The sequence below is a fragment of the Acinetobacter sp. YH12233 genome (assembly GCF_013417725.1).
Lineage (GTDB): Bacteria > Pseudomonadota > Gammaproteobacteria > Pseudomonadales > Moraxellaceae > Acinetobacter.
This window is the reverse complement of record NZ_VPDK01000007.1, coordinates 78,037-91,219: the sequence shown is the minus strand read 5'-3', so window position 1 is coordinate 91,219 and position 13,183 is coordinate 78,037. Positions and strand designations below refer to the sequence as shown.

Below are 13,183 nucleotides of genomic sequence, written 5' to 3'. Positions count from 1 at the left end.
TGTTCTTATGATTATGTAAAAGTTATTTGGAAGCTCGCATATGTTCTGGAAATGCCGGCGCTTCCATACGCGGCCCATCATAACTAGGAATGGTGCCAAAACGCGGGTGTCCCATCATCCACTGTTCACGGGCCAGCTTCAGTTCTTCCACATCACGACCCACCAGATTCCACCACAATAAAATAGGGCTTTCAAATGGCTCTCCACCAATCAGCAAGATTCGCCCACCCGCATGAATTTCAACATCTACATGCTGCAATCCCGGCTCAAGAATCACCATATTATCTTCGGTCAGTTCATGCCCATTAATACTTGCCAGACCCTCAAGGGCAATAAAGCCATATTCAAATCTTGGATCTAAACTCAGACGGGCACGGGTACTTTCAGCAGCAAATAGATCCACCCCCAAAAGTTCGGTATGCACTTTAACCGGGGATTGTGTATTTAGGAATTCCCCGACCAGGACCGTACATTGAATGCCTTGTTCTTCGATCACAGGTAATTCCGGATAATGATCAAACGCGGGAGCCATATTGATCTTGTCATCAGGTAGGGCGATCCAGAGCTGTGCTGCATGCATCTTGGTTTCAGTTTCCGGTGAAACCTCTGTATGCGAAATGCCATAGCCTGAAGTCATCAGATTAACCTGTTTCGGCCGGATCAATTGCCGGTTACCCAGACTGTCACTGTGCATCATGGTGCCTTCAATCATCCAGGTAAAAGTTTGTAGGCCAATATGCGGATGCGGTCCGATATCCAGACCATCTCCCTGAGGAAACTGAGTAGGACCGGCATGATCCAGAAAACACCAGGCGCCAATCATGCGTTTATGCCGACTCGGCAAGGCGCGTTTAATGACTGTTCCCTGCCCGATTTCCGCACGCCGTAAAGGAACTTCCTGTATGAACTGATTGATATACTTTTCACAATCATCTGAATTTGACAGTTCAATATCATTATTATTCGACATGGTTGAGCTGACCTCGGCAAGTTCATTCTGGCTGTATGCTGCATCAAGACATCTTTCCCTGATCATCATAAGATGTCTACCTCATACAACAATGTACCGCGTCTACCCACAAAATCTATCTTTGGAAATATTTCGATACGTATAAAATGTGCTACTCATCAGAACAGTTCAAATACTTAAAGGCTTCAGTCTTCCAAATCCTGTAATCAAGATCTTGGTGATGAATCATATAATCATTCAAGCACCTTACATCAGTTCGTTTAAATCAACTTATTCATCATACTCATGTTTCACGTGAAACGCCTATTTTTATTGATATAAATGATTAAAATCAGCAATCTATAAAAATGTGATCCGTATAGCTTCATATTTACAAAACAAAAATTTTGTTACGTTTTCTTTGTAAAATTCGTACTACCCCCTGATTCTAGGGAGATTTTTTTTTATTCATTTGGTCCATAATAGGACCCAATAAAAATAAGATTGGATCAGGACATGTCATCCTCGAATGAAAATATATATTCAACGGCGAATATGTCTTTTCAAAACTCGACCACAGATAGATCATTAAAGTTGGCCGAATGTGATCTGCAAAATCGCCAGTTAATTGAAGATGCGCTTGTACATCGCGCTGCACCTATTCCTGCGCAATTCCAGCAGTACTTTTATAACTATCTTTATGTGCATCGTCATCAAAATCTTCGCCAGATTAATTACATGGCGCAGATCGCCTTTTTGCTGTATTTCTTTGCCGATATTTTTATTATTCCTGACATGTTTTTCCTGTCTGGCCTGATCCGGGTATCACTGGTCATTGCTGTCATGTTTTGCTGCTATTACCTGTTTAAGCATCAAAAGAATATCCGGGTTCTGGACATGATTTTGCCTGTGGGCACGACTGTGGCTGCAGCGACCTGGATTAGCCTGCTCCTGCTGTCGAGTAGCCCGCATGTGTCAACTTATATCTATGCCTCTGCGATCTTTGTTTTAATTACCAATCTCTGTGTACAGACCGAGTTTAAGGGTGCGCTGTATTGTTCTATTTTTATCGCCCTGTTTATCATGATTGGGGTAACCCATCTCATGAGTCTATCGCAGGCCTTTATTTTCGCCGTTGTTTTCACGCCTCTCTGGGCGTTTAGTATTTATATCAACTGGAATAATATCATCAACATACGGCGCTCTTTTTTACGCACTTTGCTGGATGAATGGAACTATCAAACCTTAAAAAATCTTGCTCATACTGATGATCTGACGCAGTTATTTAATCGTCGTCATTTTGTGGATATGGCGGAACGTTCAATCCATCAATGGCCAAAGCCTGCCAGCACCTGCCTATTGATGTTTGATGTCGATTATTTCAAGAGAATCAATGACAATTATGGCCATGATGTGGGTGACCGGGTGCTACAACTGATTGCTGAAATTACCCGTAAAGAAATGCGCTCTAGCGATGTACTGGCACGTTTTGGTGGAGAAGAATTTATTGCCTTGCTGGAAGATACCCAGCTACAGGACTGCCTGATGATTGCAGAACGGATTCGCTGTTCGATTCAAAAGCAGGTGATGCACATCAATTCTGACCAGAAAATCCAGTTCACGATTTCTATCGGTATTGCTGAACTTGAATCTCCGCAACAGGAGCTTGAAGACCTGATTAAGCATGCAGATATTGCGCTTTATGAAGCTAAGAAAGCGGGAAGAAACCGGATTCGGGTCTATCATCCCAATATGCTGCAACCGGCTAAACCCCTATCTCCAAATCCCTGGAATGTATTTAAACCTTTGAATAAACAGGAGCAGTCTGGCGCTCATCATAAAGCGAAACAGTCTTGGTCTGCTTTGTAACCTGATAGCAAAATCAAGATTATTAGACAAGAATTTAAGAATTAGGCCTAAATTTGTTTGTGATGCTTTTCAAATAATTCCTAAAAGAATAGAATATTTTTCATACAAATATAAATATTCATCTTATTCATTTCTTTGGATTTAATGTGGGAAGGCGGCATGCCAGATAAATATGAAGAAGAAGCTCGCCTCCTGTTTCAGGATGCCCTTCAAGATCCTCTTGTTCGTATTCCTGGGTCTTTAAAACCTGCCTACTTTAACCATCAGAAACAGCTCACTTTAAAATACCTGTTGCAGGTGAACCTATTCGCACAGGTGGCATATGCCTCCTACACCCTTGCCGATATTCTGGTGCTGAATAACATTATGAATTTGCTCATTCTGACCAAGCTAGGCTATACCTTGGTGATCGTGCTGATAACCATCTGGATGTATCATTTTTACCGGAATTTGCCTGTATTTGACCTGCTGTTGCCGACCTCGATTATCGGAGCAAGTGCAATCTGGTTTTTTAATCTGAATCAGTCTGAAAGTCCGCATACGCTCATTTATCAATATGCTTCACTGGTCTTTATTGTCCTGGCCAATTTATGTGTGCAGATTCGCTTCTGGCCTAGCCTGATTAATTCCGGTCTGATTACATTGGTGATTTATATTGGTGTGTATTTCAATACTCAAGCTGACCTGTACCAGATGTTCTTGTTTTCTCTGATCTATATGCCGGTTTTGACCTTCAGCTTATATATCAGCTGGAGCTCCACATTAAAATCCCGTTTAGTATTCCTGCAACATACCCTGAATGAATATCATCGTCAGACTTTTGAAAATCTCGCCCATACTGACTCGCTGACAGGCCTGAATAATAGACGCTGTTTTGAATATCTGGTGCAACAGCTGATCCAAAAGAATCTCAAACAGCCTGCTCCAATCAGTTTGCTGGTCTTTGATGTCGATCATTTTAAGCAGATCAATGACCGTTATGGACATGATGTTGGAGATCAGGTATTGCAGTTGATTGCACAGACCACACGCAATGAAATGCGACGCCATGATGTGCTGGCACGGTATGGGGGTGAAGAATTTATCGCATGCCTGCCTGAAACTTCACTAGATGATGCGTTAAAAATTGCCGAGCGTTTAAGACACAAAATCGAAAATATTGTGGTCAATCTGGAACATGGGCATCGTCTTGATTTCACCGTTTCAATTGGTGCGGCCATTCTGGAAAGCAGTGAAACGGATTTAATGGCGCTGATTAAACAGGCTGATATTGCCCTGTATCAGGCTAAAGCCAATGGTCGGAACAGAGTGGAATGTTATGACCCTGAACTGGATCAGAGCTTGCTTGGAGAGCTTCAAAACTGGCAGGTTAAACCGGCTTAAATTCATTTGAAAGATAATAAAAAAAGAGCGCCGAAGCGCTCTTTTTATGAGTTAAAAATTATCTTCATCAAAACGATCTTGATCAATTTTATAGATATGAAAACTGCGTTCTATTTGTACGCCTAAACCAAATTCAATCATTAAAGACGTTAACTTATCACCATCAATTAATACAATTCCCGACTTCTTTGCGGATTCAATTGCCTCTTTACTAAAATTAGAAGTAGTAATAAATACGCCTTTCTTGGCAACCTGATCCGCTAAAGCCCCTTTAAACTGCTGAATATCAGGACGTCCTACTGTATTTTCCCAACGTTTTGCTTGAATATAAATTTTATCTAACCCTAATCGGTCTTCACTGATGACTCCATCAATTCCACCATCGTTGGTTTTACCAATTGCTTGGGCTGCATCTTGATGTGAACCACCGTAGCCCATAGCAACAAGCAGATCTACAACAAGTCTCTCAAAAAATGAAGGAGACTTTTCCTTTACCATTTGAAGTAAATCACTTTTCAAATTGAACCTTAATAATTCAGTCGTAGTCTGAATTGTTTCTTCAGGTGTTTGTGTTTCTTGTAATTTATTTGAGTTTTCAAAATTTTTTAAAATTTCGACCTCTAATCCCTCTTCGTTTTTCTTTCCAAATTTAAAATCTATAAATCCATCAAACTGTGCTAAAAATTCATTAGTTATTGCTTCTAAGTTTTTTAAATCAATTTTTCTTCCTAAATCGCTAATTTCACAATATGCTCGTTTTGGTTGATGAATTAAACCTGCTTTGACTAAGTATGTCTTTGCCCAAGCAACTCGATCTTTAAATATATTTTTACCACTTGGTAGTACCTTATTTAGATCTTCTTCAGGTAAGCCAGAACGCTCAGCTAGGATATTGGCGGCATCTGAAATTTTAATTGGCCCTTCTATTTCTGATAATAATTTCATCAAAGGCAGCATTAACTGATCATAAGTAGGTAATGACATATATTTTTTAGCTTAAGAATTAATTTTTCTTGAGTATAAATGAAAAAAAGAGCGCCTAAGCGCTCTTTTTTATAGGTAATTTTCGTTAGAAAATTACTCCCATTCAATTGTTGCTGGTGGCTTAGATGAAACGTCATACACCACACGAGAAACTTCAGCAATTTCGTTCATGATACGTGTAGAAATACGGTCAACCAAATCATATGGCAGATGTGCAAAACGAGCTGTCATGAAGTCGATGGTTTCAACTGCACGAAGTGCAATTACCCATGCATAACGACGGCCATCACCGACTACACCCACAGACTTCACTGGTTGGAATACAGCAAAGGCTTGAGCAGTTTTGTCGTACCAGCCGCTTGCGCGAAGTTCTTGCATGAAGATGTCATCAGCAAGGCGAAGAATATCAGCATATTCTTTTTTCACTTCACCCAGAATACGAACACCAAGGCCTGGACCTGGGAACGGATGACGGTAGATCATGCTATGTGGCAAGCCTAGAGTGGTACCCAATTTACGTACTTCATCTTTAAACAGGTCACGCAATGGTTCAACCAGGTCAAATGCCAAATCTTCTGGCAAGCCACCTACGTTGTGATGCGACTTGATGACATGTGCCTTACCTTGTTTGCTAGCAGCAGATTCAATCACGTCTGGATAAATCGTACCTTGTGCAAGGAAGGTTACGCCATCGAGCTTGCGTGCTTCTTCAGCGAAGACTTCGATGAATTCACGACCGATGATTTTACGTTTTTTCTCTGGATCAACTTCTCCAGCCAATGCAGAAAGGAAACGATCTTCAGCATCAGCACGGATCACGCGGATCCCCATGTTGTCTGCAAACATCTGCATCACTTGATCGCCTTCGTTCAAACGAAGCAGACCGTTGTCTACAAATACACAAGTCAACTGATCGCCAATTGCCTTGTGTAGAAGTGCCGCTACAACCGATGAATCGACACCACCTGAAAGACCTAACAATACTTTTTCATTGCCAATCTGTGCACGAAGCTGTTCTACACGCAGGTCAATAATATGTTCTGGTGTCCACAGACCACGACACCCACAAATCTGGTGTACGAAGTTAGACAGTAATTCTGCACCTTTCGAAGTATGTGTCACTTCAGGGTGGAACTGGATCCCATAGAAACGGCGGGTTTCATCAGACACCATGGCAATCGGGCAGCTTGGTGTGCTTGCAGTCACCTGGAAGCCTTCTGGAATACGTGCAACCTTGTCACCATGACTCATCCAGACATGCAGCTGGTTCTCACGGTCTTGCAGCTGACCAATCAGCTGGTCACGTACCACGATATCCACTTCTGCATAACCGAACTCATGTACAGTACCTGGCTCAACTTTACCGCCAAGCTGTTCACACATGGTTTGCAAGCCATAACAGATACCCAGTACAGGTACACCTAACTCAAATACCACTTGCGGCGCACGCGGGCTGCCTTCCAGGTGAACACTTTCAGGTCCACCAGACAAGATGATACCGTTTGGATTAAATGCGCGAATGTCTTCTTCAGACATGTCATAGGCATACATTTCAGAATATACACCAGCTTCACGGACACGACGTGCGATGAGCTGACTATATTGAGAACCGAAATCCAGAATCAGGATACGATCTTCAGTAATTTGAGTATTGGTAGTCATGACAAACAACTATGAAAGGCAAACGAAAGATAAGCGCCGTATTCTAGCATTTTTATTAGGCTTAAGCACACTATTCCCATCAGCATAATAATTAAGCAGTTTATTTCTTTAAATAGAATTAAGCTTTCGATTCAGCAAGAGAGCTTTCCCTTCTCTCCACGGAATTCAGCGTATTTACGCTATTTGGATTTGAATATTTTAGGATCGGCCAGTTAAGTGGCTATTGAAAGTTTATTTCATCTATCTCTATCACTGTCTTCATTTGATAGCGTTTAGGATTGAAAATGGGAGCCACCTTTTGATTTTTATTTTAATGACGTTTTCATGCTAAGCCTGTTTTCGCAGGAATTCACCGCCAATTTGTAAGATAAATTTTTAATTCACCCATCAGGGATGAGCAGGCAATTATTTTCCTGTTCGGTACTGACTTTCATGCCCCAGACTGTTAGGATTTGATCACCTTTTCGCTTGTTTTTTCCCTATGGAACTGCTTGATTTTATCCTCCACGTTGATGATCACCTGCTCGAATTCATTACCAATTACGGCATCTGGATTTATGGCATTCTTTTCCTGATTATTTTTGTTGAAACGGGACTGGTGGTGATGCCGTTCCTGCCGGGAGACAGTCTGCTATTTGCTTCAGGTGCGCTTGCGGCTTCAACGGGTGCTATGGATCCATGGGTACTGATTCCGCTACTGTTCACTGCGGCAGTGCTGGGCGACACCCTGAATTATCATATTGGTAAATATATTGGGCCACGTGTATTTGAGATTGAATCACGTTTTATTAATAAAAAGCATTTGCTTGCTACCCAGCAGTTCTTTGTGAAACACGGCGGTAAAACCATTATTTTTGCCCGTTTCATTCCTTTCGCACGTACCTTTGCACCTTTTGTTGCCGGTGCGGGAAGTATGAATTACAAATATTTCCTGACTTACAATATGATCGGTGGCTTTCTCTGGATCAGTTCGTTTGTGATCTTGGGTTATCTATTCGGCAATATGCCAATCGTCAAAGACAACTTCACTCATCTGATTTTCGGCATCATTATTTTAAGTGTCATGCCAGGGGTGATTGGCTTTATTCAGCAGAAACTCAAGAAAAATAAAATTGCCTAGAAGCCTAGCGCTGTTGAGTGAACATTTACTCCAGCCAATTAATCAGCAAGGGCACCAGACAAAGCAGTAAAAACAGAGCCGACCCTTTATAAATCAGGTCGGCTTTTCTTTTTGCCGACTCTCCCGCCAGAATCGCTTGTCCAAAGATCATCCAGAACAACGCAACAGGTAAGGCAATCCCAGTAAAAATTGCAAAGATCAGAACAAAGTTACTCGGACTTTCCCAAGTAGAGAGCGGTAAGATTCCGGTTGCCAGAAGCGCTGCTTTGGGATTTTTCAAGGTTCCCTTAAACATCTGCCAGGGACGGATTTGAGGATGACTCTGATTATATTGTTCCAGTTGCCGAGCCTTGAATAAATGGAAGGTCATCCAGCCCACACCGATTGCACTCAGCACATGCACCAGTTCCTGAAAACTCGGCCAGATTGGTGAAAACAGATGAACCAGCAGAGCCCACCCATTGATCGCATATAAATACCCCACCAGAATGACGGGAATATACAGACTGGTTTTGGCTGTTCCCTGCTGATAGGCAGAACTGGCCACCAATGCATTGGCAGGTCCAGGGATCATCAGCACTGCTATTGTTGCAAAAACAAAGAGCCAGTTTTCAATCATGGTGGTTAAACATATCAGACAAGGTGATTACCTTAACCAATCTCGTGTTCTGATCACAAGACGAGATCTTTCAAAATTTTATGCGCATCGGTCATTTTTTCTGGCAAATACTGTGAATTCTGTCACTTGACCAATCACTTTTAAGATAGAAAAAATGCCGACCTAAAGTCAGCATTTTTTTGATGTTTAGAGGGCTATTTATTGGTGTTTTGACGGATCACAATTGGGCAAGCTTTAAATTTTGCAGCTTGTACAATAGCTTCCTGTTCACCCAGTAGACGTGCCGTTTCAGTGCGCTTGGTATTGGAAGATTGTCCCATATTCACTGATACACTCGGACCAATGCCCCAGCCGCCGCGGCTGCCCCAGCCACCACCGACGCCTACCCCTACGCCGACACCTGTACGTTTAGGCGGCTCAACACCATTATCAAGATACTGCTGAATACGGTTGTATTCACCCTGAAGCTGCTGACAGTTGAGGGTCTGATAATGGGTCGGTGAAACATAGGTCGGTTTGACCGTCGTTACACAGGCACTCAGCAAGCTAAGTATGCTGATTGCCAGACTTATTTTCACAAGTTTCATAGTTAACTCGATCTTAATGCTGCTCTATCTCATTGAACAATGATTGATAGGCCTGAGTCAATTTATGATCAGTTGCCAAGTGAATTAATGGCTGATTTTTTTGATGTGACTCTTTCATCAGCACCGACGGCGGCAACATGCTGTTCAGCACCGGAAGACCTTCATCTATCAGTTGCTGTACCACTTCGCGTGGCAGTTTTGCCTGAGCCTGAAACTGGTTGACCACGATGCCTTCAATTTCCAGACGTTCATTATGATCATCCTGAGTTTCGATGACATTCTCAATCAAGGTTTGTAAGGCTCGTTTAGAAAACACATCACAGTCAAATGGAATCAGAACACGGTCTGCAGCAATCAGTGCTGAAAGCGTAAAGAAATTAAATGCCGGCGGAGTATCGATAAATACCCGGTCATAATGCTCAGCAAGTGGTTGCAAGGCATCGCGCAGCTTATAAATCTTATGTTTGGATTCCAGTGCATGGGCCAGCGTGCCCAAACTCGGACTCGCCGGAATGACATCCAGATTTTTAAAAGGTGATTGATGCAGATAACTTTCCAGCCCTTTAGCCCGGGTCTTGAGAATGGAGCCAATCGCATTACCAATTAAACTTTTGCTCTGCTGGTTCCCCAATACATCTTCAAAATAGTTTTCAATATTCGGCTCCAACGCCGGCTTGTCACTCGAATAGGTTGCATCATCTCCTAGTAAATACTGGCTGGAGTTTGCCTGCGGATCAAGATCGATCAACAGGGTTTTAAGCCCCTGATGCGCACTGATTGCAGCCAGATTGACTGCAATACTCGATTTCCCTACCCCACCTTTCTGATTAAATACCACACGAGTATGCATAAACACCCCTCTTTATTTTTCTAATGATCAGTATGTTTTAGTTCATTGACTGATGAATAATTTAGCCAAAATTCGGCTTGATCATGACCAATACTATAATCGCAATAAGTGAAACCACAGCAATAAATAAGCCAGCACGGCGTTGTACCAGCAGGATTGAATCATCTTTTTTATAGGCTTTGCCCAGGGATGAAATTAGCACCAGGAATAAAATGATTTTGGCATAAAACCAAGGCTGTACATCAAAATTCTTTAAAAACAGGGCAATAATCCCAGTTAAGGCAATCACGCTAATGACCAGGTGCTGCAAAGCGACCAGAAATACACGTGCTTTTGGATTCGGCTGATTGCCCTGTGTATCCACAAACAGGGTAATAGCACGTGCAAGAATGGCCACAATGGCCAGTCCTGCCGCAGACATATGAATAATCTTGACTAAAAGCTGGGTATCCATAAAATCCTCTTAGTTTTTCGGTGCATGTGCACATTCTGGACTAGACGTGTCCTGTCCTGTCCACTCTTCAGGCAAGAAAGCATGAATTGCCAAGGCATGAATTTTATCTTTAGAAAGCAAATCACCTGCCGCAGCATAGACTTTTTGATGGCGTTGTACCGCACGCAGGCCAGCAAAAGCTTCGCTGACAATCACCACCTTAAAATGCGATTCCTTACCCGGGAAATATCCACCATGACCTGAAGATTCATTCACGACTTCCAGATAAGTAGGTGACAATTGTGCCAAACGGTCTTTCAGTTGTTGTTCTAAGCTCATGGCCTGACTCCGATTCAAGATATGGGTCCAGTATACCCTGTTCTATCCGCTATTTCGGTGCAAGAAATGTCTGCAATTATTTGATTGTGCCGAGATTTCATTAAATTTTGCATAAATTTTGTCTAATTGTCTGGAAGCACAGAGAATATTGCTTTTATTTTATGCAATCGACACAAGATTTTTCATAAAGTTATTGACCCTGTTTTTGCATGCTGTATTATACACGGCATGCGGGAATAGCTCAGTTGGTAGAGCACAACCTTGCCAAGGTTGGGGTCGCGAGTTCGAGTCTCGTTTCCCGCTCCAAATTCTTTTTTGTTCATTTTTTAAAGTAAAAAATCGATCGACCCTGCGGGAATAGCTCAGTTGGTAGAGCACAACCTTGCCAAGGTTGGGGTCGCGAGTTCGAGTCTCGTTTCCCGCTCCAAATTCTAAAAGCCCTCATCGAAAGATGGGGGCTTTTTTATTGTTGTTTTATTCAATATTTTACTTCATAAGAAATTTTTATACTTAAAAAAGTAAGTTTACAAAAGTGCTCTTTCAAAACTGTGAACAAAAAACCGTGTAGATGATGCTCCAGAGCATCAATCATACAAGATAAAAAAAACTCCAAAACAAAAGATAGTATTAGCTACTACCAAGTGGCTTATGTTAAACAAGATCAGCTTGCCTAGATCCTAAATATTGATGCCGCGGAGCCTGTTAATAATTTCTGTCATTGCTTCTTAATAAAAAAGCAACTAATATGCTTCTTACACCACCAAAAAGCAATAAATATGTCTACACTAAATAAGTCTTTACTACAGCAAGTCAAAAAAAGACGAACCCTATTGGGCTTAAAGCAAGTTGATATGCAATCCCGTACAGGCATTTCAAGACAGCAGTATCAAAAACTGGAAAGTCAGGGCAACCCTCGATTAGAGACCTTAGAAATTATAGCGGCAGGATTAAATGCTCAACTGATGCTCATCCCTGATGATAAGGTTCATTTGATCAGACAATTATTGAATGATGAAATTAAAGTCACTATTGAAGATCAGGATGACTTAATGACTAACCCATGGAAGGGTCTTCTCGGAGGAGAGGAACCATGAATACTGTTGCCGTCCTGAAATTAACATTACATCACGGTATCGTTGGATACTTGGCAGGATTTCAGAGCGGAAAAAATATTCTGGTTTTTACAGATTCTTTCCGCTTTGATCAGCAACGTCCGACCTTGAGCTTGCTTACTTCCCCCTTGTATCCTCAAGCGGATAAAATTTTAGAAAAGACCTATGTTACACATCAGCGCTTACACCCCTTGCTATCAAACTTGCTACCAGAAGGGGCATTACGTGAACTGATTGCACAAAGCCTCAAAGTACATATAGACAATGAATTTCAGTTATTGGCAGATTTAGGTCATGATTTACCTGGAGCACTCATTGCGACTCCATTAGATCCAGAAGAAATTCCAGATGAAATAAAATTCAAACTGCAGATCTCGAATCCAGATCAAATTTTAAAGCAAGAGATTCGAACAGATAATAAGTTTTCCTTGGCCGGCGTCCAAATGAAGTTTTCCATGAAAGCCAAAGATGGGCGTTTTACACTAGCACAGGCAACGGAAACGACTCTACTCGGGGACTGGATTATCAAAACTCCTTCTTCCAGACATGCTTTTGTTCCGCTAAATGAATATTCTATGATGACCCTTGCCAAAACGGTCGGAATAGATGTCCCTGAGATTCGCTTGGTGGATATGGCCCTTTTACAAGACCTTCCACCATTAAATTTACCCCAAGAGCAATATGCTTTCGCAATCAAAAGATTTGATAGACAGAGTACTGCTGATACTACAGAGCTTATTCACATCGAAGACTTTGCTCAGATCTTCGGTGCATATCCACAGCAGAAATACAGCACCACAAATTATGAGCAGATAGGAAAGATCATTTATCAATTTTCAGATAACAAAATTCTTGATATTCAGCAATTTGCCAGCCGCTTACTTGTCAACATTTTGCTCGCCAATGGAGATGCACACTTAAAGAACTGGAGTATGATTTATCACGATAAAACAACGCCAAGATTATCCCCTGCATACGATATATTGATGACAAGTGTATATATTGAAAATGAGCGTCATTTCGCATTGAATCTTGCCAAAAATAAAGATTGGTATTTAGCTGAGATGAAACACTTTGAACAATGGGCTGAAAAAGTCGGTGTTCCATGGCGTGTTATTGAAAAACAACTTCACGCGATCATGGACAAAGCACGTTCAGTATGGCCAGTGCTATTACTAGACTTACCTATGATTTCTGTTCATAAAGAAAAATTAAGAGAACATTGGAAAAAATTGCATCCAGACTTTCAGATACTTACAGATGATTAGAGGAAACC

General features: G+C 41.7%; 13 protein-coding genes and 2 tRNA genes. 7 read left to right on the top strand and 8 right to left on the bottom strand.

Annotation, left to right across the window (positions count from 1 at the left end; translation table 11 throughout):
• Window positions 1–22 precede the first annotated feature (22 nt).
• Window positions 23–970 (bottom strand): pirin family protein, encoded by a 948-nt coding sequence (locus FTV12_RS05225; RefSeq protein WP_180033662.1) that lies wholly within the window; start codon window positions 968–970, stop codon window positions 23–25.
• Window positions 971–1,465: 495 nt separating this feature from the next.
• On the opposite strand from FTV12_RS05225, the gene FTV12_RS05220 reads away from it, so the two are divergent.
• Both FTV12_RS05220 and FTV12_RS05215 read left to right on the top strand, forming a co-directional pair.
• Entirely contained in the window at window positions 1,466–2,818 is a 1,353-nt protein-coding gene (locus FTV12_RS05220; RefSeq protein WP_180033640.1) for a GGDEF domain-containing protein, read from the top strand.
• Window positions 2,819–2,977: 159 nt separating this feature from the next.
• On the top strand, window positions 2,978–4,201 hold the full coding sequence (locus FTV12_RS05215; protein WP_180033639.1) for a GGDEF domain-containing protein: 1,224 nt from the start codon (window positions 2,978–2,980) through the stop codon (window positions 4,199–4,201).
• 51 nt (window positions 4,202–4,252) lie between these two features.
• On the opposite strand, the gene FTV12_RS05210 is transcribed toward FTV12_RS05215, so the two are convergent.
• Window positions 4,253–5,185, bottom strand: a complete 933-nt coding sequence (locus tag FTV12_RS05210) for a restriction endonuclease (RefSeq protein ID WP_004780654.1) — start codon at window positions 5,183–5,185, stop codon at window positions 4,253–4,255.
• A 93-nt stretch (window positions 5,186–5,278) separates the two neighbouring features.
• Complete coding sequence (guaA, locus tag FTV12_RS05205; protein ID WP_104426908.1) at window positions 5,279–6,847, bottom strand: glutamine-hydrolyzing GMP synthase; 1,569 nt, start codon at window positions 6,845–6,847, stop codon at window positions 5,279–5,281.
• Window positions 6,848–7,328: 481 nt separating this feature from the next.
• Between guaA and FTV12_RS05200 the strand changes: the two genes are divergently transcribed.
• Complete coding sequence (locus FTV12_RS05200; RefSeq protein WP_034704672.1) at window positions 7,329–7,967, top strand: DedA family protein; 639 nt, start codon at window positions 7,329–7,331, stop codon at window positions 7,965–7,967.
• A gap of 25 nt (window positions 7,968–7,992) precedes the next feature.
• On the opposite strand, the gene FTV12_RS05195 is transcribed toward FTV12_RS05200, so the two are convergent.
• The 5 genes from FTV12_RS05195 to FTV12_RS05175 all read right to left on the bottom strand — a co-directional run bounded on the left by FTV12_RS05195 (window position 7,993) and on the right by FTV12_RS05175 (window position 10,795).
• The gene (locus tag FTV12_RS05195) at window positions 7,993–8,586 is read right to left on the bottom strand and encodes a threonine transporter RhtB (RefSeq protein ID WP_180033638.1); all 594 of its coding nucleotides are present in this window, start codon (window positions 8,584–8,586) and stop codon (window positions 7,993–7,995) included.
• Between the two features lie 194 nt (window positions 8,587–8,780).
• Entirely contained in the window at window positions 8,781–9,173 is a 393-nt protein-coding gene (locus tag FTV12_RS05190; protein WP_180018360.1) for a hypothetical protein, read from the bottom strand.
• 13 nt (window positions 9,174–9,186) lie between these two features.
• Window positions 9,187–10,023 (bottom strand): ParA family protein, encoded by an 837-nt coding sequence (locus tag FTV12_RS05185; RefSeq protein ID WP_159124118.1) that lies wholly within the window; start codon window positions 10,021–10,023, stop codon window positions 9,187–9,189.
• 61 nt (window positions 10,024–10,084) lie between these two features.
• On the bottom strand, window positions 10,085–10,477 hold the full coding sequence (locus FTV12_RS05180; protein WP_108675632.1) for a SirB2 family protein: 393 nt from the start codon (window positions 10,475–10,477) through the stop codon (window positions 10,085–10,087).
• Between the two features lie 9 nt (window positions 10,478–10,486).
• On the bottom strand, window positions 10,487–10,795 hold the full coding sequence (locus FTV12_RS05175) for a BolA family transcriptional regulator (protein WP_180033637.1): 309 nt from the start codon (window positions 10,793–10,795) through the stop codon (window positions 10,487–10,489).
• A gap of 230 nt (window positions 10,796–11,025) precedes the next feature.
• On the opposite strand from FTV12_RS05175, the gene FTV12_RS05170 reads away from it, so the two are divergent.
• From FTV12_RS05170 to FTV12_RS05155, 4 genes are all read left to right on the top strand, one after another.
• Window positions 11,026–11,101 (top strand) — tRNA-Gly (locus tag FTV12_RS05170).
• 45 nt (window positions 11,102–11,146) lie between these two features.
• Window positions 11,147–11,222: transfer RNA gene (locus FTV12_RS05165), tRNA-Gly, on the top strand.
• A 349-nt stretch (window positions 11,223–11,571) separates the two neighbouring features.
• Window positions 11,572–11,889 (top strand): helix-turn-helix domain-containing protein, encoded by a 318-nt coding sequence (locus FTV12_RS05160; protein ID WP_180033636.1) that lies wholly within the window; start codon window positions 11,572–11,574, stop codon window positions 11,887–11,889.
• Window positions 11,886–13,175, top strand: coding sequence for a type II toxin-antitoxin system HipA family toxin (locus tag FTV12_RS05155; protein ID WP_180033635.1), 1,290 nt, complete (start codon window positions 11,886–11,888; stop codon window positions 13,173–13,175). Before FTV12_RS05160 ends, FTV12_RS05155 begins: the two co-directional genes overlap by 4 nt.
• The last annotated feature ends 8 nt before the right edge of the window (window positions 13,176–13,183 follow it).

Coding starts and splice junctions, on each gene's coding strand:
- FTV12_RS05225 (WP_180033662.1), bottom strand. CDS start 970: ATGTCGAATAATAATGATATTGAACTGTCAAATTCAGATGATTGTGAA.
- FTV12_RS05220 (WP_180033640.1), top strand. CDS start 1,466: ATGTCATCCTCGAATGAAAATATATATTCAACGGCGAATATGTCTTTT.
- FTV12_RS05215 (WP_180033639.1), top strand. CDS start 2,978: ATGCCAGATAAATATGAAGAAGAAGCTCGCCTCCTGTTTCAGGATGCC.
- FTV12_RS05210 (WP_004780654.1), bottom strand. CDS start 5,185: ATGTCATTACCTACTTATGATCAGTTAATGCTGCCTTTGATGAAATTA.
- guaA (WP_104426908.1), bottom strand. CDS start 6,847: ATGACTACCAATACTCAAATTACTGAAGATCGTATCCTGATTCTGGAT.
- FTV12_RS05200 (WP_034704672.1), top strand. CDS start 7,329: ATGGAACTGCTTGATTTTATCCTCCACGTTGATGATCACCTGCTCGAA.
- FTV12_RS05195 (WP_180033638.1), bottom strand. CDS start 8,586: ATGATTGAAAACTGGCTCTTTGTTTTTGCAACAATAGCAGTGCTGATG.
- FTV12_RS05190 (WP_180018360.1), bottom strand. CDS start 9,173: ATGAAACTTGTGAAAATAAGTCTGGCAATCAGCATACTTAGCTTGCTG.
- FTV12_RS05185 (WP_159124118.1), bottom strand. CDS start 10,023: ATGCATACTCGTGTGGTATTTAATCAGAAAGGTGGGGTAGGGAAATCG.
- FTV12_RS05180 (WP_108675632.1), bottom strand. CDS start 10,477: ATGGATACCCAGCTTTTAGTCAAGATTATTCATATGTCTGCGGCAGGA.
- FTV12_RS05175 (WP_180033637.1), bottom strand. CDS start 10,795: ATGAGCTTAGAACAACAACTGAAAGACCGTTTGGCACAATTGTCACCT.
- FTV12_RS05160 (WP_180033636.1), top strand. CDS start 11,572: ATGTCTACACTAAATAAGTCTTTACTACAGCAAGTCAAAAAAAGACGA.
- FTV12_RS05155 (WP_180033635.1), top strand. CDS start 11,886: ATGAATACTGTTGCCGTCCTGAAATTAACATTACATCACGGTATCGTT.